Origin of the sequence: Planococcus beijingensis (genome assembly GCF_016820615.1) — a bacterium.
Lineage (GTDB): Bacteria > Bacillota > Bacilli > Bacillales_A > Planococcaceae > Planococcus > Planococcus notacanthi.
Genome location: NZ_JADHDZ010000001.1, coordinates 442844 through 462948, shown reverse-complemented (window position 1 = coordinate 462948; position 20105 = coordinate 442844). Strand labels below are relative to the sequence as shown.

Annotated in this window: 20 protein-coding genes; 4 read left to right on the top strand and 16 right to left on the bottom strand. The window is 48.0% G+C overall.

The window, feature by feature from the left end:
- Nucleotides 1-14: 14 nt before the first annotated feature.
- Both IRE19_RS02160 and IRE19_RS02155 read right to left on the bottom strand, forming a co-directional pair.
- A complete protein-coding gene (locus IRE19_RS02160; RefSeq protein ID WP_203339174.1) occupies nucleotides 15-1208 on the bottom strand; it encodes a cation:proton antiporter in 1194 nt (397 codons plus the stop codon).
- A 169-nt stretch (nucleotides 1209-1377) separates the two neighbouring features.
- Nucleotides 1378-1761 (bottom strand): helix-turn-helix domain-containing protein, encoded by a 384-nt coding sequence (locus tag IRE19_RS02155; RefSeq protein ID WP_203339173.1) that lies wholly within the window; start codon nucleotides 1759-1761, stop codon nucleotides 1378-1380.
- A gap of 193 nt (nucleotides 1762-1954) precedes the next feature.
- Here IRE19_RS02155 and IRE19_RS02150 point away from each other — a divergent pair, with 193 nt between their 5' ends.
- Nucleotides 1955-2731 (top strand): SGNH/GDSL hydrolase family protein, encoded by a 777-nt coding sequence (locus tag IRE19_RS02150; RefSeq protein WP_203339172.1) that lies wholly within the window; start codon nucleotides 1955-1957, stop codon nucleotides 2729-2731.
- 64 nt (nucleotides 2732-2795) lie between these two features.
- Here IRE19_RS02150 and IRE19_RS02145 read toward each other — a convergent pair whose 3' ends face one another.
- Nucleotides 2796-3770: a N(5)-(carboxyethyl)ornithine synthase gene (locus IRE19_RS02145; protein WP_203339171.1), complete on the bottom strand. Its 975-nt coding sequence runs from the start codon at nucleotides 3768-3770 to the stop codon at nucleotides 2796-2798.
- A gap of 582 nt (nucleotides 3771-4352) precedes the next feature.
- Nucleotides 4353-4736 carry a VOC family protein gene (locus IRE19_RS02140; protein ID WP_203339170.1) on the bottom strand — a complete coding sequence of 128 codons (384 nt, stop codon included), beginning with the start codon at nucleotides 4734-4736 and terminating at the stop codon, nucleotides 4353-4355.
- Nucleotides 4737-4910: 174 nt separating this feature from the next.
- Here IRE19_RS02140 and IRE19_RS02135 point away from each other — a divergent pair, with 174 nt between their 5' ends.
- Nucleotides 4911-6527 (top strand): aryl-sulfate sulfotransferase, encoded by a 1617-nt coding sequence (locus tag IRE19_RS02135; protein ID WP_203339169.1) that lies wholly within the window; start codon nucleotides 4911-4913, stop codon nucleotides 6525-6527.
- Between the two features lie 52 nt (nucleotides 6528-6579).
- Here IRE19_RS02135 and IRE19_RS02130 read toward each other — a convergent pair whose 3' ends face one another.
- The 11 genes from IRE19_RS02130 to IRE19_RS02080 form a co-directional block, all read right to left on the bottom strand.
- Complete coding sequence (locus IRE19_RS02130) at nucleotides 6580-8697, bottom strand: LTA synthase family protein (protein WP_203339168.1); 2118 nt, start codon at nucleotides 8695-8697, stop codon at nucleotides 6580-6582.
- Nucleotides 8698-8886: 189 nt separating this feature from the next.
- Nucleotides 8887-9840, bottom strand: a complete 954-nt coding sequence (locus tag IRE19_RS02125) for a hypothetical protein (protein ID WP_203339167.1) — start codon at nucleotides 9838-9840, stop codon at nucleotides 8887-8889.
- Nucleotides 9841-9975: 135 nt separating this feature from the next.
- On the bottom strand, nucleotides 9976-10980 hold the full coding sequence (locus tag IRE19_RS02120; protein ID WP_203339166.1) for a GNAT family N-acetyltransferase: 1005 nt from the start codon (nucleotides 10978-10980) through the stop codon (nucleotides 9976-9978).
- A gap of 185 nt (nucleotides 10981-11165) precedes the next feature.
- On the bottom strand, nucleotides 11166-12104 hold the full coding sequence (locus tag IRE19_RS02115) for an acetamidase/formamidase family protein (RefSeq protein WP_203339165.1): 939 nt from the start codon (nucleotides 12102-12104) through the stop codon (nucleotides 11166-11168).
- A 238-nt stretch (nucleotides 12105-12342) separates the two neighbouring features.
- A complete protein-coding gene (locus IRE19_RS02110; RefSeq protein ID WP_203339164.1) occupies nucleotides 12343-13767 on the bottom strand; it encodes an amidase in 1425 nt (474 codons plus the stop codon).
- A complete protein-coding gene (locus IRE19_RS02105; protein ID WP_203339163.1) occupies nucleotides 13764-13943 on the bottom strand; it encodes a hypothetical protein in 180 nt (59 codons plus the stop codon). Before IRE19_RS02105 ends, IRE19_RS02110 begins: the two co-directional genes overlap by 4 nt.
- Before the next feature lie 164 nt (nucleotides 13944-14107).
- Nucleotides 14108-14248, bottom strand: a complete 141-nt coding sequence (locus IRE19_RS02100) for a hypothetical protein (RefSeq protein ID WP_203339162.1) — start codon at nucleotides 14246-14248, stop codon at nucleotides 14108-14110.
- A 100-nt stretch (nucleotides 14249-14348) separates the two neighbouring features.
- Nucleotides 14349-15134, bottom strand: coding sequence for an ABC transporter ATP-binding protein (locus tag IRE19_RS02095; RefSeq protein WP_203339684.1), 786 nt, complete (start codon nucleotides 15132-15134; stop codon nucleotides 14349-14351).
- 2 nt (nucleotides 15135-15136) lie between these two features.
- On the bottom strand, nucleotides 15137-16873 hold the full coding sequence (locus tag IRE19_RS02090) for a DNA/RNA non-specific endonuclease (RefSeq protein WP_203339161.1): 1737 nt from the start codon (nucleotides 16871-16873) through the stop codon (nucleotides 15137-15139).
- Between the two features lie 143 nt (nucleotides 16874-17016).
- Nucleotides 17017-17301, bottom strand: a complete 285-nt coding sequence (locus IRE19_RS02085) for a hypothetical protein (RefSeq protein WP_203339160.1) — start codon at nucleotides 17299-17301, stop codon at nucleotides 17017-17019.
- A gap of 351 nt (nucleotides 17302-17652) precedes the next feature.
- Nucleotides 17653-17988: a hypothetical protein gene (locus tag IRE19_RS02080; RefSeq protein WP_203339159.1), complete on the bottom strand. Its 336-nt coding sequence runs from the start codon at nucleotides 17986-17988 to the stop codon at nucleotides 17653-17655.
- A gap of 128 nt (nucleotides 17989-18116) precedes the next feature.
- On the opposite strand from IRE19_RS02080, the gene IRE19_RS02075 reads away from it, so the two are divergent.
- Both IRE19_RS02075 and IRE19_RS02070 read left to right on the top strand, forming a co-directional pair.
- Entirely contained in the window at nucleotides 18117-18941 is an 825-nt protein-coding gene (locus IRE19_RS02075; protein ID WP_203339158.1) for an aldo/keto reductase, read from the top strand.
- Nucleotides 18942-19067: 126 nt separating this feature from the next.
- Nucleotides 19068-19469 carry a DUF2512 family protein gene (locus IRE19_RS02070; protein ID WP_203339157.1) on the top strand — a complete coding sequence of 134 codons (402 nt, stop codon included), beginning with the start codon at nucleotides 19068-19070 and terminating at the stop codon, nucleotides 19467-19469.
- A 47-nt stretch (nucleotides 19470-19516) separates the two neighbouring features.
- Here IRE19_RS02070 and IRE19_RS02065 read toward each other — a convergent pair whose 3' ends face one another.
- On the bottom strand, nucleotides 19517-20026 hold the full coding sequence (locus tag IRE19_RS02065) for a DUF6241 domain-containing protein (protein ID WP_203339156.1): 510 nt from the start codon (nucleotides 20024-20026) through the stop codon (nucleotides 19517-19519).
- Between the last annotated feature and the right edge of the window lie 79 nt (nucleotides 20027-20105).

Genomic DNA, 20105 nt, shown 5'->3' with positions numbered 1-20105 from the left:
ACACGAGGGCTGGTTTATTTTGATTCCAATAATTTAGACAAAGGATGGATGCCCAGGCTCTGGATGATCAGCGACAAGATGACCACGGAAAAGCTGAGTGAAATCAACTCATCTGCAGCGCCTCCTGCTGCCATCACCCCGAGCTGGAGCAAAAGGAATACCGACATCGAACCGCGTATGCCGGACCAGGAAATAAGGAGCGCTTTTTTCCAAATCGCTTCATGCTTTGCACCAGCCAACAGCTTGAACGTACCGCCCACGATCACAAAACGAATCGCGATACTGACGAATAAAATAAGGATGGCCAATAGCCAATTGTCCCAGACCAGATGCTCTGTCGCTTCAATCCCGATCAGCAAAAACAGCAGCGACAATAAGGAAGGTTCGACCACATCCCAAAAGCCGGATAAGGCCTCCCGGTAATGGTCTTCCTTATTGGTGTGGGAAAATTCCCAGGACAGCATGATGCCTGCTGAAACAGTCGCCAAAACACCCGAAAACCCGAAGCTTTCGGCCAGCTGAAAAGCCCCGTATGCCAAAGCGATACTGAGCATGACCTGGTAATCCCGGTGATGGGTGATATGGACGGCTTTGCTCAATAGCCACCCCACTGCAACGCCAAGAATAACACCGCCTGCTGAGACATAGAAAAACTCACCCAATGCCGACAGCACATCGAGCGATTGCGATTCAAGATAGATCCCTGCCAATACACTGAACAAAACGATGCTGGTGCCGTCATTGATCATGGATTCTCCATCGACGATATCGGCGATGCTCTTGTCAGGCGAAGACTTTTTCAGGATTGAAACGACCGAAGCCGGATCTGTCGGCGCCAGAACTGCCGCAACCACCATCGCCCCTGCCAACGAGACGGAAAAGAACCAGCCCCCGATCCAATAGACCGCCAAACCGACCAAGGCGATCGTCAATCCAAGTCCGACAGTACTGAGCAACCCGATAATGCCGGCATTTTTTCGCAGTGCATCTGTAGAGAACTGATAAGCCGATACAAATAAAAGCCCCGGCAGAAATACATCGTAAATCATCGTTTCCGTCACTTCGATCTCCTTGAAATAAGGGATGAATGACAAACCGATGCCGATCAGCACAAGTACGACAGGCACCGGAAAGTTCTCTTGTTTTTTATCAACTGTGAATGCCAAATAACCGATGCACAATAAAACCGTCGCCAAAGCCGCCGTCATGCCTATCTCCTCCAATACTTCCAGTTCGATTACTGGGGTCTCTTCCCTTGAAAAGGGCATTTCAAACAAAGAGCTGAATCGATGTCCGCTCTACTTCCAAGTGACTGCCCGGCACTCTGTACCCACTAAAAAAAGCATCCATCCATTGATGGCTGCTTTGCACTTTTTATTAGCCCTCTTTCAAGTCTGCAATCCGTCCTTGAAGCTGATTAGCTTCTTCTTTTAAGCGGCGTTTGACCTGTAGATAAGAGGTTACTTCTGCAAGTTCTTCTTGATTCACCGGCTGGTCATCTACAACCAGTTTGATGGAATTCAAATCCGTTAGGTTTAGAAGGTCCAATGTGTCAGAGATTTGTTCCCGTTCCAATAAGAAATCGACAGTCACTTTATAATAATCGGCCAATATTTCCAGATGGGAAACACTTACCTGCTTTTTGCCGCTTTCATATCCCCAAATCACTGTTTTTGCAAAACCCAATGCAAGCGCCAGCTCGTCTACACTCAGCTGATTGCCTTCTCTTAATTTTTTCAATTTCTCTCCTATTTGCTTCATTTCCGGCGCCTCCTTTATATCCGTGACAGTTATACATTACTTATACTGTTCCCCATTATAACCGTTTAAAACTATGAAAACAGTCCATTCAAGGGATTTAAGGCTGAATACTCATAAAAATTCTGAAATTTTAGTTAATTATACTATCATTTATGGTAATATGTAATTACGTTTAACAAGAAAGGTAGGTAATATGATGCTCAACAAGTTAGTTTACGTACTTATCATTAGCCTAATCCTAGTGATTATCATCGGCGAAAACAACTTCGGCCATATCGAAATCACAGAAGAAACAGCACTCCTCCCTGAAACGAGCAGCGCTCAGGCATTGGCTGCAGAAGAACCCATGACGTTTGCGGAGAAACTGGCTGCAGGAGATTCTGTCACCATCGTCTTTCTAGGCGATTATGTGACGTCCCCAGACTCGCTGCCGGACGGCAATCCGAATCATGTGGCATTGCTGGAAAAATGGTTCGAATCCAATTATCCGGATCAAGCAACAATCGTCAACGCCGGGATGAATGCCAATACCGTTTCCCATATGAAACAGCGCATTGCCAGTGACGTCTTGAATCATTCACCTGATTTGGTCGTCATTTCCGCTGGACTGAACGATGCACTCGGCGGTTGGAGAATTCCGGTTGAAGAGTATGCCAAAAACTACGGAGTGATATTAGAGGAAATCACGGCATCTGGTGATACGGAAGTGCTGATCCGCACGCCGAACCCGACTACTTCTGTCGGGGACAATAGAGAGATGATGCCTTATATGAAGGCAAGCGAAGCGTTGGCTGCTGCCAACAACGTTCATTTCTTTGATTTCTACGGAGTGATGGCTACTGAAATCCATAGTGATGCCATCTCCCAAACGGCATTGATGCAGAATTCGCTGTACCCGAATACGAAAGGGCAAGCTTATTTGTTTGATAAGCTCAAAGTTTACATGGCTACGGAACTGATCGGTAAGTAAGAGGTCAATAAAAAACAGCCGCTTCCCATGAAATCAATGATTTCACTGGAAACGGCTGTTTTCTTTATTTCACTAATAGGTTTCTGGCTTCTCTGAACTCTTTAATGTGGTGATCAATGATGTGGCCGTTTTCGATGACTACGGAATCACGGATCATGTCGGTCCAATTGCCTTCGACAAAGTGATCGACCATTGGGGAAAATCCTTCGCTCAGCACTTTCGTGACTGTGTGCGGGAACATTGCCGGCGTGTTGTCCACCGTGTAATGGATGATGCCATCCACTGTATAGACGGGATCATCGATGGTCGACGGACGGGACGTTTCGATTTCCATGTTCGGGTCACAGCTGACGTCGACGATCATCGCTCCTTTTTTCAGGCGCTTCAGATCTTCCTTATAGATGATGCGGTCTGTACGTGTCGTATCCCACATAACGCAGTTGACGAGCACATCGTAATTGCCCATGTTCTTGATGAACAGGGATTCCAGCTTGCGGCCGTAGACATCGACATCGGCACCTAAGCCGTGAAGAATGCGCAGCACACCTTTTGTCGTATGGCCATTTCCAAGAACCGCCACTTTCGTTTCATAAGGCATTTTGCCGCAATATTGGTAGGCTTGAAGAATCGCCGCTTCTCCAGCAACTTCGCGGTTGCGGTAAAAGATGTAACGGCCGTCTTCAAACATCTCCTCCCAAGCGACCACTGTATGGTCTCCTGCAAGCACCGAATCTGTAAAGGCAATATCCTGAACGGCATGTGCCCAACCGATCAACAGTTTCCCTGGCGTCAATTGGTCGAAATAATCCGCATTGCCCAATTTCACATCAACAATGGCATCACATTGGAGCACTTCTTCACGCGAAACGAATTGAGCGCCTGACACTTCATACTCGGCATCCGAGTAACCCAGTGCCTCGCCATATCCCACTTCGAAAAATAGCTGTTTGATATTCTTGATGTTCGGCATATCCTGCGGCAAAAGCGCTCTTCTTTTTTCATTATTTTTGTGGCTGATGACAAATCCTATAGTGTACATAATAAACCTCCAATTAATGAACTGATGGTGAATCCTGATCGGCTGATAATAGACATTTCATACAGAATCGACCGGACAACCCTCAAAAATTGTCGAGTGAGTTAATATATTAATATCGTTTCCGTATAGCTGATCTATTTTGAATCATACCATATACCGGAAAAAATATAAGTACTTTGAAGCGTATATATTAAATATATTTTTTTGATTCAACAACGCTATTTTCCGCCTGGAACAGGAAATGGAATTCCTGAATAAGCAGTTTTTTGTCCGTTATCTACAGAATCCGAAACGCATTTCAATCATAAATTCATTACTTATAGACTATCATTCTTGTCGAGGAGATTATATGGAGGTATCGTCAATATTCTTTAAATGCGAGGCCGATGATTCTTCCAGTTGTTGCATATACAGTCCAAACTCTGGCATATACAGTCCAATGGGATACAAATACTGTCAGATTGAGGAAAATACGGTCCGTTCTCACCTGAATACTGTCCAACACCCTAAACCCGCCGGATGCCCAAGTATGGGAAAGCGCAGGCCTGCGCTTTCCGCTTTTTTCTCTAGGCAACAGCTTTTTTAAATCTGGCTCAGCCCGCAGAAAGCGCCGGCTGGATATTCGATGATGGCGTAGCTTCCTGGCACGATGGCGCCTTCGGGTTCACGGTGGACGATGCCGCCGCGGTTTTGGCAAGCTTCGAGACTTTGTTTCAGATCCGCAACCGCGAAATAAACGAGCCATAGCTGTGGCAATCCTTCATTGACTCCCGCCTGGTGACAAATTCCTGCAGCCGGATTTCCATCCGGCGTGTTCATCATATAATCAGCATAGTTTCCCATCTGAAAATCACTATGCCCCCACCCCACGACTTCCTTATAGAAATCGCGGACCGTTTCTGCATGATGAACGGTTAAATCTGAAGAAATGATGGATCCCGGCTGTACTTTGTTTTCTTCTGCCATTGGAAACACTCCTTTGCTTCGTTTTCAGTTGCATTCGCCACAAAGAATTCAAATTCCTTTAAATTCCCTTCATTGAAAGTAATAAAAATCCATCATAAAATTGAAATATAACTTTCATATATGGTAAAGTTACTAAGGTTTAATGATTCCGATCAACTAATGGAGGATTACATAATGAAACGAAAATTTTGGCTATCCGGTGCTGCACTGCTGTTTGCGGGCTTGCTCACCGGCTGCAGCGAAGAAGTGAAAATGAAGGATCACGGCGAAATAGAAGTTACGGTGGAAGAGCTTGAATTTCTCGATACGCGGGTGAGCCCTTCCAGTTCCGCTTATGACGTGAAAATTGTCGACCGGCTCCAAGAAGAGCTGGATGCCCTGAAACAGGAAGAAAACTATAAAGTGTCCGAGCCGCTTGCGGTCATGAATCCATTCGGCACCAATACCACCGGGCTTTATCTTCATTTTCAGGCAGCGGATTCCGGTACATTGACGTATACGGTTTCTGCAGAAGGCGCATCGGATTTTACGCGTGATGCAAAAGACGCCAATCCCGCTGCTGCAGAAGCAGAATATCAAGTGATCGGTCTAGTGCCAGGCAAAGAAAATACGGTTGAAGTGACCTATATCAATGAAGAAGGCACACAAGGCGATACTTATTCATTCAAAGTGGCGGCACCTGCAACCACTTCCGGCTACCCGATCACCATGGAACAGACGGCGTCTTCCGGAAATACGGAACTCGCTGACGGCTTGTTCGCGTTGATGGGTGTCAATAATTATGATGGCTACACGTTCCTGTTCGATAACGCAGGCACCATGCGCGCTGAAATCATTTCGGAAGATTACCGCATGGACCGGATGGTGGCTTACGAAGATTCGATGGTCTTCACCACGACCGACCAAAAGCTCGCGCGGATGAACCCGCTCGGAAAAATCACTGATACATTCGAACTTAACGGTTATGTCATGCACCATGATTTTGTCATCAACGAAGACGGCCAAGTGCTGACACTCGTTTCCGATCCGGCTAAAAACACCGTTGAAGACTTGGTGATGAGCATTGACTTGAACACCGGTGAACAAAAACTGCTGGTCGATTTCAATGAACTGCTGAGCGGCTATAAGCAAAAAACGAAACCCGTTGAAACAGACGGAAAAAGTGTTTGGGATTGGCTTCATTTCAACTCCATTGACTTGGCAGGCGACTCGCTGATCCTCAGCGCGCGGGAAAATTCGACCATCATCAAAGTTGATGACATCTATACGCAGCCGACCATCAATTACTTGATCGGCATCCACGATGTCTGGGAAGGCACTGAAGGCGAAGAACTGCGGCTCAAAAAAAGCAGCGAATTTCCAAGCCAAGCAGGCCAGCATTCCGTTACCTATGTGGCGGACGACAGCTTGCCGGAAGGCCAATATTACTTGTATATGTACAACAATAATTACTGGTGGTACGAAAGCCGCCCGGATTACACAGGGGCAGTCATCCGTGACACCAGCCAGACTTTCGAAGCAAATGACCAGGACCGTTCCAAATTCACGAAGTTCCTGGTGGACGAAACCAACCGCAGCTATGACCTGGTCCAGGAATTCGACGTTCCTTATTCCTCCATCGTCAGCAATGCACAATCGACTGGCGACTCGATCGTCATCAACAGCGGCATGGCCAAGACCTTGGAAGAATACAGCGCAGAAGGCGAGCTTTTGGCCCAGTTCAAGTATGAGGCGAGCACGTTCTCTTACCGCGCATATAAATATGACTTTACCAACTTTTGGTTTGAATAAAAGATAAAAAAGGAGCACATGAAGTTTCGACTTCATGTGCTCCTTTTGCGTATTACGGCGTTTCCGCTATTTCAAAATAATCGGTGTTCCGCAGAATATTTTCCAATGAATCGTATAGGGCAAACCGGAATTTTTCTCCGGCTTCCACATCGCTTTTATTGACCGTAAATGTCGAAAGCCCACTGCCGAGTTCATTCCATTCGGCCACTAGCTCCTCATCATTTTCACTCAATATTTTTGTGAACTTCGGAACGCCCTTGGTCAGGATTTCAAAGGAATTGCCGTTGCTGATGATTTTCTGGACATCCATTTCGGGATACAGTCCCAGGTGGTAATCGTTCGCCGGCATGGCAATCAAACCAGGAATCGTTTTTTCAACATGGCGTTTGCCGTGAAGCAAATCAAATTGGATTTGATGCAGGTCACCCATTTCTTCTGTCTGTGCGCCCATCTGCTTTTGCCACTGGTTATACGGAATGACAGCATCGCCTTTTGCCCGCATATCATCCAGAATGGCGGTCACTGTATTCCCTTTGACGCCGGCCATTTCCAAAGCGATGGCCCCGAATTGATTGGGCGACAAGTCCAGTTCTTTCGGCTCGTTGCCTTCCGACTTCCAAATGAAGTAAGGGACGTTGTGAGTATTGATGAAATCGTCGTAATCCCCCAGCATATTGTTCGCGATTTGCGTCCCTTGCGAACCGTAGACTTGGTTATTGTTCCCGAAAGTCGGGTAATGATCGCCGAAGAAAACCAAAATCGACGGCTCGTCGCGTTTTTCGAGTTCTTCTACAAGGCGGCCGATTTCTTTGTCGACGCTGTTCATCTTATCGGTGAATTTATTCAAGTACTGCCGGGTGATGTCCGGAAGTTCACCGGTTTTCACCAACTCGGACTCTTCCTGCGGCTTATAAGGCTGATGTCCCTCAACCGCTACAGCATGGACAAAATCCAGTCCTTCGGTCGTGTCCAGGGTTTCCAGCACCGAATTGGTAATGTTATGGTCTTTCGGAAAGCCCCAGCCGGAACCAAGCGCGTGGTCCAGATCCATCATTTCCCCGGAAATAAATTGATCAAAGCCCAGCAGACGATAAACCGATTCCCGCTGGTAATACCAGCCGAAATACGAATGGATGGCGGTCGTTTCATATCCGGCGTCCTTGAATGCATAAGCAGCGGAAGGCAAAGGCTTCTTGACATACAGCTGATAAGCGACAGAACTGTCCGGCATGAACTGTCGGCTCAAACCGGTCAACGCTTCAAACTCCACGTTCGCCGTTCCCCCGCCGAATTCCGGCGAATACATGGTACCGTGCATCGATTCATCGTACAGCATGCGGAAATTTGGAATCGGGTCCTGGGTAAAATGCTCTTCCCCAAAATGATACGGGTCGATGAAGGCTTCGCTCATGAGAATGATGACGTTCGGCTTTTCTTCTGCCGTGCTTTCGGCCGGCACATAGTCCTTGCCGATCGATTCAATGGTGTTTTTCGAGTAGCCTTCCGGCGGGTCGATTTTTGCCTGTTGCGCCAGCAAGACAAAATTGCCGAACAAGCCATTCCTCATCGTTCCGACTTCCTGCTGCCACCAGGTATTTTGGAATTGCACTTTTTCCATCGGTGAAAACGGATAGCCCGTCCATAAAATGGCCAGGAAAGCCATGGACAGGATGGATACGCCGATTTTCAGCACCCACAATTCTTTGACTTTCGGCACCAGCCAGAAAATCGCAGCCGTGATGGCAAGAAAAGCCACACTGCCCCCGATGATGAGCGGCATCGACAAATCGACGGGATTTTCCAGACCGCGCAGTTCATTGAGCAAAGCGAAATCGCCAAGGGAAATCGGGGAATTGCGCAGCTCGATTTTCATATTATTGGCCACCGCAAAAATAACCAGGATACAGCTCACCAGAAAACTGGTGAACATGAACCACTTGCGCGGCAGGATATACAAGACATTGAAGATGGCAATTAAGATGATGATATTCAAGGCAAAACGTTTGGTAAACTCCGTCGTCCAGACAGAAAACGGCATGTCCAACGCTTTTCGGACAATCGTTTCGCTGACATACAACGTGAGAAACGGCAAGCCAACCATAAAACATACAGTCAGCATCCAGACGATGAGTTTTTTGACGGTGATTGTCTTAGAAAGATTAGTAAACAACGGACTCACTCTTTTCTGTAATTCGAACTCTATACAAACTATTCCGATCGTGGATTATTCCGTTTAGTATAGCATCTTTTTTTGATTTTATTAATAAAACCGGAATGTTTTTTACAGTCGATTTACTTCAGAAACTGTAAATCCACTGATTTCATTGATAAAACCAAAAAAAGAAGCCGGAGCTCCTTTTTACATCAACTGTTTTTTCACCATCTCTACCATGTAAGCCATATCCTCTAAATTGTAGCGTTGATCACATGGCAGCGGCAGGATATTCGCAGCGTATTGGTATTCGATGCTGTCTTCCGGACAGTCGTCAAGAACATTCGGCCAAAGCAGCGGGATGTAGATTTTCTGTTGGGCAAGCTTGTTTCGGATGGGAATGCCGTCCTCCACCAGCAACGGATAAGCGAACGCGCCTTCCGGTTTGGTCAGATTCATCTGATTTTCTGCACCCAATTGTTGTTCCAGGTAAGCGTAGTTTTCATTTCTGATGCGGCAGCTCTGGCCGTAGTCAATAGCGCCCATCAGATTGCGCGTCAGTTTCGACATTGTCAGGAGCGGCGTTTCATCGAGTACACCGTCATTGCTGTGAAAATCATGGTAATATTCACTTGCCGGCGCCTCGTAACGGCCAAGTATATGCTTCATGCGGTCTTTAGAAATGTCCTGCTCGAGCGTTTCATGCAGAATCGCATCGGTCGCCAAATAAGAACCGTCCGGCACACCGAAGAATTTACGGCAGGAATAGATCGTGTCGACACCAGGCAACGGCTTCTGGAAAAAAGCCTGGCTGTGATCCAGAATCACCTGCCCATAATGCTGCTTCAATGCCTGTGTCTTTTCTTCCGTAATTTGCCCATAAAAATTCACGATGTACAAATATTCGCCAGGTGCCAGTTCTTCGTCAAAAATCGGCTGAAACTCCTGGTCCACATGATAATACTCAAATTCATAGCCATACTTCACCAGCTGCCTGCTGACCGAGTCGCATAAGTAATAGGGAATATGCAATTTTGTAATGCGCCGCGCTTTCAGCAAGTACTGCAGGGCATGCCGACCGGTATTAAGCCCAATCAGGTCTTTATAAAATTCATCGCCTGCCAGATTATCCAACCCAAAGTATCCACCAATCTCTTTCATAACGAACCTCCTACTGTTTCTTGGAACAAACTTTTTACTTGCTGATTTTTTATTAAATGGCCAAGACCGAACTCAGAAATCGGTGCCCTTTTGACCTTTTTTGTAATTCCTGAAAACAGATGAGACAACGCACCGTTAATTGATGGTTACAAGAGAGCTTTGATGCCGGTAGGCAGGAAACTGTTCCTTATCCAGTGGCGGATTTGCGTACCTGCACAATAAGCCGTAAACTGCCGGGTTCCAAACCTTCCGGCCGATAAAGTAATCGAATTCCTCATTACGCCCGAACTTTTTCTTGAACAGGTAGAGCTTGTCATCCGGTTCACCAGTCCGCCCGCCACCATGATGAATCAATGCTTTCCCTTTTTCCTTGCCCCATAGCACAAGGGCATATTGCAGTACATAAGCGGGAGCCAACCCGTGGTATTCCTGAAGCGTTCCGGTCAGATGAACGTGAATAAAGTCACCACAGACAAAGCTTAAGCTCATGCCGATAATGTTGCCCTGATAAGTCACTTCCACCACCACTAAATAAGGCCCCAGCAAATCAATGCAATTCTGGAAGTACTCATCATTGAAATAATAAATCGCTTGGGCATCATTTCGCTCCATAGTCGAATAATACAATTCCTTAAAGGCATTCAGATTTTCAGGATGCTCCATAATCCGGTACTCTACACCGGCCTTCAACGCACGCCGGATATCTCTTCTGCAGGAAGCTGAGTACTCAGTAAGAATGGGATCATCTGTATCTGCAAGGTTGGTCTGGATGGTATGGCGTTTAAAGCTCGATTCATAGCAGCCACTGAAATCCAAGTGGTTTTTCACGACCGGATGAAAACGGACAAACTCGGCAACGATTCCGTTTTTAAGGCAATGATCGCCGAAAGCCTGCTGGAATGCAGCGGCCAACGCCAACCTGTCTTCGTCTTTGCAGCCAGTAATACACGGACCGCCGTATCCATAAGGCGTCACCAGATCATAGAAAACACGGCCATCCAGTTTTATAGGGATTTCGCGTTTTATAAATAAGTGGCTGACTTTCCCTGATGGATGATTAAAAATAAACTCTTCGCATTTTCCCTTCTCGATTTTTTCATACAAGCGCGCATAGTCTTTTTTAAAATAGATGTCTTCCATTTAGAAAATCTCTCCCTTGTGTAGTTATAATAGGAAGTAATTGGATGATTTTAGTCTCTTCTGAATCCTATCTTAGTTTAACATATAGTTTATTAAAAATGCAGTTAATTCAGATAACTTTAAAGAGAGTTTATTTTTTCATTAGAAAAACACTGCCGTTTTGGCAGTGTATTGGTTCTGATCATTCAACTTTCCTGAAACACGGCAAGCGGCAGCAACGCACTCACTACATACTGGCCCGCATCGACGATTTCGGAGATTTTCAGGTCGACGCACAGGCTGGACAATAAATAAGCGTCTTTTGGTTCGAGCGCGTAGTTTTCTACAAGATGATCGACCATGGCACGGATGGCGTCGCGCGCCGCTTCCATCAGGTCCGGACCGACACCGGTCGTGCCGTAAAACCCTTTATGGTCGACCTTTGGCGTCAATGCGCCAGCTGTCTGGAACTGAGGTGCCGGAATCGATTTGCCTTTGATGAGACGAAATTTCAGCGATGCCTGCATCGGGCATTCGAGCGCCGTTACGCAAACTTCCCCGTCACCTTGCGCTGCATGGGCATCGCCGCAGCTGAACATGACGCCCGCTACTTGCACCGGCAAATACAATTTGGTGCCAACCGTCAGTTGCCGTGTGTCCATATTGCCGCCGAATGTTCCAGGCGGCATAATGGCTTGCCCTTCAGCATTCGCTGGACCGACGCCCATCGTCCCTAGAAACGGGGTGATGGGCACTTTGATGTTGTCGCTGAAATGGATAGATTCACCGTCACTCAAATCGAACGTCCGTAAGTAGGCATCTGGAAACTCTTCCGGCAACAAGCCGAGCCCAGGTAAAATCGCCATCCAGCCCCAACTTCCCGGCTTTAGGTCGAGGATTTCCACTTCCAACGTATCACCCGGTTCCGCACCACGGATCTCGACGGGTCCTGCGAGCGGATAGACCTTCGCCCAATCGAGCGTTGCGATGTCTTCGGTTTTGGAATCTTTATTGAATTGATCGTCCGCCACTTCCCGGGTGGAAAAATCCACTTGGTCCCCGCTGTCGATCGTCAATACCGGCTGCGGGTCCTTATCCCATGTGTAATGCACGCGGTCTTCCGGAAATTGATGCGTATTGGCCATATTTCGTCATCCTTTCAGGTTGAATTGGCATAGAATCAGCGGTTTTCTTCCAGATAACTGGATATACTTTCTGTTTTAAGGCAAATACTTTCCATATGGCTGAAAATACTTTCTGTTTGAGCCTAAATACTTTCCAGAAGAAGCAAAATACTTTCCAAACCACGATAAATGCCCAAGCCCAGGAAAGCGCAAGCCTGCGCTTTCCGCTCTAAAATCAGCTTTTATTATATGGCTCAAATTAGATGGGCTTAATCGCTGTCAAATCCGGCTTATGGCCTTTCATCAGCTCCAGCTTTTCGATTGCGTAGGCGACGTTGAGGACTTTTTCCTCCTGAAACGCCGGGCCCATAATCTGGAGACCGACCGGCAATCCGTCGCGGACACCGCATGGAATGCTGAGTGCCGGCAAGCCGGTGAGGTTGCCCGGTCCCGTGAAGCGGATGACTTCATCCAAAAAGCTTAATGGCTGTCCGTTGATGTCGACGGTGCTGTCGCCGATCGGCGGTGACAGGAATGGAAGAGTCGGCGTAATGAGCACATCTACTTTTTCAAACGCTGCCGCAAAATCGAGATCCAGCTTGCGGCGGATCTGTTGTGCCTGAACATAATCGACACCGGACATCAGCTCGCCTACTTCCAATAAAAAGCGGACGTCATCACCGAATTTTTCCGGCTGCTTGACCAGATTGTCATGATGGATGGCGCTTGCTTCGGTTGTGATGGTGACAAGTTCCGCAAATTCGGCTTGTGCAAGCGATGGAATGCGGACGGTCTCAATTCGAGCACCGAGCTTCTCCAACTCCTGTAAGGCATTTCGTACCGCTTCATTGACACGATTGTCGACATTTTTGAAGAAATAGCCTTCCTCGATGCCGATGACCATCCCTTTGACGTCTTCATTCAATCCTCCCGAATAATTCTGTGTCGGCCGGTCGACGGAAGTCGGGTCTTTTGGATCGTAGCCGCCGAGCACTTCCAGCAGGAGCGCTGCGTCGAAAACGGTTTTTGTCATCGGGCCGATGTGGTCGAGGCTCCACGACAGCGGAAAACAGCCGTATTTGCTGATGCGGCCATGCGTCGGCTTCAACCCGATAATGCCGCAACTCGACGCCGGTATCCGGATTGAACCGCCGGTATCTGTCCCAAGCGAAGCAATCGTCATATTCGCCGCCACCGCAGCACCCGACCCGCCGCTTGAGCCGCCTGGAATTTTGCTGAGGTCCCACGGATTCTTGCAGGCTCCGTAATGCGGATTGGTCGTTGTCGCTCCCCATGCATACTCGTGCATATTCAGCTTGCCGTGGAAAGTCGCGCCAGACAGCTTGAGCTTCGATACTACGGTCGCATCAAAATCAGCGATAAATCCTTCATGGATTTTCGAGCCCATCGTCGCGGGTTCGTCCTTAAAATACAAAATATCCTTCAGCGCCATCGGAATGCCGTGCAGGAAGCCGCGGTAATTGCCGCTTTGGATTTCCTGCTCCGCCTGTCTGGCTGATTCCAGCGCCTGCTCTTTCTGCACACGAATAAAGGCGTTGATTTCTCCGTCATACGCATTGACATTGGCCAATACAGCTTCCGTCACTTCAACAGGCGACACTTGTTTGTCGCGCAGCTTCGGTGCCAATTCCCCAATGGATTGTGCTGCCAATTCTTCATTCATGGCCGCTCACCTCCCGGCACATGCGCCAGCCCCATATCGAAATCTTTCAGCTGCGAATTGTCCACGGTTTCCCGCAATTGCTGCACCGCTTTCATCTGCTGCACCAGCATGTCCTGATGCGCTTCCGGTACTTGAATCCCACGTTCTTCTAAAATCCTGTGAATGCCCTCTGCCATAGCAATTCCTCCCATTCGGATAGTTTGAAAACGTCTGAGAATCTGGGTTGTCTACCGACAGTTTATCATAGTTTGCAGATAGTTCAGATAGTTTACCGGTGATTTTCAGCAGAATAAAACCCTGTCCGGCAAGAGCATGTCTTGTCGGACAGGGTTTGTTGAAGTTATTCGGTGTATTGCTGCAAAGTTCTTCCAGTGAATTGGATATACAGTCCGTTTGAGGTGAGATACAGTCCAAATTGCCGCAAATACTGTCCGATAAATGGATTTACTGTCCAATCTCCACACAATACTGTCCAATTCAACCAAGACCTCTTGAATGCCCAACCCAAGGAAAGCGCAAGCCTGCGCTTTCCGCTGAGTACTTTCGGTCCCAAGCAGGCTTGGGGGCCCGCCCTTAGCCATTCAGTGGTTTCGGATTTTTGACAGCAAGGGCCGTCCGTTGCTCCAGACGACGTTTACGGGCATGTCGAAGAAATCGGACAACTGTTCACTGGTGATGAGCTCTTCCGTGTTGCCCGAAGCGAAGACGCTGCCCGCTTTTAGGAGCAAAGTTTTATTGAATTGCAGCAAGATCTCTTCAATATGGTGGGTGACGTAGATGATGGTCGGGCCGTTCGGCTTTTGTGTGATGGCGGCGATCGACTCGAGCAGTTCTTCGCGGGCAATGAAATCGAGGCCAGCGGTCGGTTCGTCCAAAATAAGCAACTCGGGGTCCGCCATCAACGCGCGCCCGATCAACACGCGCTGCTTTTCGCCTTGCGACAAGGTTTGATAATCGCGGTTGGCGTAATCGAGGCAGCCGAGTTCCCGAAGAATCTCGACGCCTTTTCGGTCGATTTCATCCGTCGTTTCCTGATACAGGCCGAGAGAAGCGAACGCTCCGCTCAGCACCACTTCATATGCATTGTCGTAGATCGGCAACTTCTGCTGGATAGAGGCAGACACAAAGCCGATCTGGCTGCGCAGCTTTTCTGCCAGATAGGTCTTGCCGAATTCCATTCCGAGTACTGTCACTTTCCCTTCCGTCGGGAAAAAATAAGCATTGATCAAATCCAGCAGTGAGGTTTTCCCGGCGCCATTCAAGCCGTACAGCACCCAATGTTCGCCTTTTCGGACCTGCCAATTGACGCCATTCAACACGGTTTTATCGTCTCTTTTTCGGGTGACTCCTTCCAGTTCCAGCATCATTTTCATAGACGGATATCCTCCGCCCGCTGGACACGAGCTGCTTGCCCCGCTGCCATCGGATCGGCTTCACGCAATTCGCCAAAATCAAGGCCTGTCAGTGCTTCGATTTGCGTGACCGGCACTTGATAAGTCCCGAACTGGCCGTAGACGAATTCCAGGTCTCCGCCAATCAAATCTTCCTGTGTCTGCAGATAAGCGGTAGCGGATAAGGCCGCATCGCCTTTCAGCATCACCGCCACTTTCCAGAACTGATCCGGAATCTGGGCATCCCGGTAGCGCACGTCATCGTCCCGGAACACAGGACCTGTGAACACCGAGACTTTCATACCGTGGTCGCGGGCATTATCGAGCAAATAATCTTCCAGATCCAGCCACGCTTTTTGGTTGAAATTCTTATGCTGGGGCGAGCAGTTGGTGAAATGGAATGTGTGTTCATTGGCCTTCACCGCATCAATGCCCCAGTTCGGATCGCGGCGCCGCACCAAATGGCCGCGGTCGATATCGTTTGATTGGTAAAATTCCGGTCCGATCTGGTAAGCTTCATCAATCCGCGGATCAAAATACCAGCGGTCGTTGCTGCGTTTGACGTCCACCAACTGGTTGCCGTCGATGTTGACGGCTGTGTAAAACGCCAATCGGCGCGACTTGCTCATCGCAATCGAGAAATGCATGTAATCAAGGACTCTCTTGCCGTCCACAGTTTGTGCCACATCGTCTATTAGCGCTTCGCCTAATGCGGGTAAAGGTACGTCGAACCCTTGTCCAAGAAAAGTTGGATTATATCCGGAAGCATCCACATACCAATCCTCGGCCAACACGCCGACTTCCATCGGCTCTGCAGCAGAGCCCGGCATGACAACAGTGAGCAGCTGGTCCAGCAGTTCACGTGAATGTTCTTCTTCCAAGCTGCTGCGCGCCTCGCTGAGATGCTGGATGATCGAACTGATGCGGATTCCTTCATTGGCAATCCATTTAGTGGGGTCATTTGGATCTGGAATACCCGCATGATGCAGCGCCACGACTACCCATTGATCATTGAAAACCGGCGACCCCGATGATCCGGGCTCGGTATCGCTGACGTAATGGACAAAATCCGAAGAGATGAATTTGACTTCATTTTCACGGATGGTGATTGCTTTCGGACCGCCATTCGGGTGTTGGATGATGGTGACGTATTCGCCTTCGAGGATTTTCCCCGGTTTCGGCAGCAGCGGCAAATAGCCAAAATCAATCAGCGGAATGGCGTGCTGATTGTTTTCCTCTACCGCCACGAGTGTAAAATCCAGCGCCTCATCGGTAATGAAAAGCGTTTCCGGATCCAAGCGAAAGCTGATGATGTCGAGCGGCATAAAGCGGACATCGTCTTCGTAATTGAACTCCGCCACTGCGTACATCGCCGCCTCGGGCGTTTCGAGCACATGGTTGTTCGTCAGCAATAAATTCGGTGCCACCAGAAATCCCGTGCCGTAGCTTTCCAGCTGGCCGGATTGGCTGCGGATCGAAATGCGGCAAACGGCTTTGCTGACGTCGAGCCCCGCCTGCAGATGCGCAATCGGAAACAAATCGCTTTGGTTGATGATCCGCTCCATCGCCAAATTATCGTGGTGGTTGATAATGCTCGAGCGCGTCATCATCCGTTCTGTTGATGCTGCTGCCCTTGCTTCCACCCGGCTCTCTTCCTCAAATGCCAAATAACGCTGCAATGCTTCCTGCTGGATCTGTTCCATCTTCTTGGCCATCCTCTTCCATCCCCTTCCGACGTATAGGCTATATTTTTCAATTAAAAATTTAATATTCTATTAATTACCTTCAGAAAAAGTTTATCACAATTGGACGAAGAAAACCCATTCCAGGCAGTGGAATGGGTTTTCTTAGGTCTCGCTTAACGTGACCATTTTTTATTGTCATTCTTTACAATAGTTTCTTCGCCGTTTTTCGGATCGCGGATGACTTGGTCTTCCGTCGGCACATCTTCCGAGCTTTCATCCGGCGCGTTTTGAAAATCGTCGCCTGCAGTTTCTCTTACGTCGGTTTTGCCTGAGGATTCCCAGCCTTCATCGCTACCGCTCAGCATTTCGCTGGTCTTTTTGACGACTTTATCGAGTGTGGATTCCTCGTTATCCTTGTTGTGGTGCAGGTTCTTATCGTGGGCGTCATTGTTGTTCATGATCCATTCCTCCTGAATCTGTCGTTGCTTCTTCTTTACCCGCTGGCGCTGGAAATAATCATTGTAGGAGAGCACTGGATGGCCAAGAGAAGGAAAACGCCTGCTGCGCTTTCCGCTTAAGAGGCGTATTTCTTCTGTTGGGGATTGTATTTCCAGAATCGAGAGGATTCCACGACGTTTTATTCCAGTTATATGGAAATACTTTCTGTTTGGAGGCAAATACTTTCCAATGGAGCGCAAATACTTTCTGTTAACGGCGGAATACTTTCCAGCAGCCACGAAATACTTTCCAAGCCGCAAAAAGCCATCGCCAAGATCATTGTGAGCTTGGCGATGGCTTTATATCTTCTATTAAAGATTGCGTTTTGGGTGCGGTTGGGTGATGTCGACCGCGTAGACTTTGATGCGGTTGACCATCAAGTCGCGGATGCCGTAGATCGGGCGTTCGTTTTGCTGAATGTCCTCGATGTAGGCGTTCACTTGGTCCTGGATATAGACGCCGAACGGCTTGCTTTGGTAACTCTCGTCCAGGCTGTCTGTGCCGGCTTCGAAAGATTTCTCGAAATACAGGTTCGAAACCTCGATGGCAGTCAATTTATCCTCTTCCATATGGGTGCCGACCACTTTGTAATAGTTGCCGTACTCGTCGCGCACCAAATCCATTTCGACAATTTTTTGCATACTCATGGCTTTCAACTCCTCTCTCAAAACTATTTCGACAGAAGTTGAAAGATTCCTTTATAATAATGCTTAGAGTTCCGAAGTACCGGGTAAACATCTACTCTAACCGAATAAATCTAAAGGAGAAATGCATAATGGACTTTATTACATTAAACAATGGGATAAAAATGCCACAGCTGGGCTTTGGCGTTTGGCAAGTTGAAGACGACCAGGCAACCGCAGCTGTTTCAAAAGCGTTGGAGACGGGTTATACGTCGATTGATACCGCTATGATTTACCAGAATGAAAAAGGTGTCGGCAAAGCGTTGAAGGAAACGACTGTGCCGCGTGAAGAGTTGTTCATCACGACGAAAGTCTGGAACAGCGACCAAGGTTACGACAATACGTTGCGCGCCTTCGAAGAAAGCTTGGAGCGCCTCGGCCTAGATTACGTCGATTTATATCTGATCCATTGGCCGACTCCGGAATTCGATAATTATGTGGATACCTATAAAGCGTTGGAGCAGCTGTATAAAGATGGCCGTGTCAAAGCGATCGGTGTCTGCAATTTCGAAATTGAGCACCTCGAGCGCCTGCTTGCGGAATGCGACATCCCCCCGGTCCTGAACCAAGTGGAATGCCATCCGTACCTGGCACAAAACGAATTGAAGGAATTCTGCGCTAAGCATGATATCTTTGTTGAAGCGTGGAGCCCGCTTGATCAAGGCGGCGAAGTGCTGACAGATGAGACTATCCAGAAAATTGCCGAAGCCAAAGGCAAATCGCCTGCTCAAGTTGTTCTCCGCTGGCACCTGCAAAATGGCACAATCGTGATTCCCAAATCCGTTACGCCGTCACGCATCGAAGAGAACTTCAATGTTTTCGATTTCGAGCTGTCGGAAGCGGAAATGAATGAAATCAATGCGCTCAACAAAGACCGCCGCAAAGGCGCCCATCCGAATGAAATGAATGTGCGTTAATCGGTTGAAAGCCGCCTCTTCAGGAAATGGAGAGGCGGCTTTTCTTGTTATTTTTTTCATTTTGGCATACTCTATCCAAAAAACGGGTAAATTCTCCTTAATAGAGTTTTTGAGGAGGAGAAGCTATTGAGGCATTTGCTTGCACTGGCAATTAAATTTGTAATGGTGGCTGTTGTCTTATTGATCGTTCTTACCTTGATTTTTGATGTCTCGTTCGTGGATACGCTGCTGATCAGTTTGGCGTTGACAGCGTTGTCCTACGCAATGGGCGACATCATGATTTTCCTGAATGCCGGCAGACCGGAAAATCAGTCAGGACGCAATACCATCGCAACTTTTGTCGATTTCGTCATGGCGTTCCTGACCATTTGGCTGATCGGTTGGCTGTTGACCGGCCAGAATTTCGAAATGGTGACGCCGGCGCTGGTTGGCGCATTGGTCCTGTCAGCCGGCGAGTGGTTCTTCCACCTTTATGTGGACCGCTCGGTGGTGCCTGAGTACAATAATTACAAATCGGCAAGAAGCTGAAGAAAGAGGCTGTCCGCGGACAGCCTCTTCTTCTATGTATAGTATTTTCATCTAAAATGTCTTTCAACAAATTCTTGTTCTTCTTCGGCGCTCATCAGCCCCGTAGCTCTGCCGACTGTCCCTTTATGCCAATCCCAAATGGTGTTGTGGACCGTGACGGCGTTGGAAAAATCGCCTTGCTGCCACTCAGTCAAGGCGTCTTCATAAAAAGGGCCATGCTCATACAGATGCTTGTTGGCTTGTACAATCAGCAGCAAGCCATCGATGTTCGCTTGTGTCATTTCGACAGCGCCTTTCTTTTTGCCAGCGCTGATTTTTTGGTGCGTCATCTGGTGGAGAAGAATTTGCAGATCAACCTCTTCCATATCTGGATCATCTTCGTCGGCTTCGGTCTTTTCAGGCTTGCCGTCTGTTCCTTCGCGTTTTTCGATTTTCTCTGCCACTTTCGTAATTTCTCCGCCGCTCGTGGAATTTTGCGTGAAGAAATAATAACCAGCTCCTGCCAACAACGCCAATACGCCGATTGTCAGACTTATCGTTTTGATCAATGTTTTCATTCTTTTGCCACTCCTCAAACCTCTTGTATTTAATATACGACTATATCCCCATTCAAGTATGAAGAACCATAGTACCAAA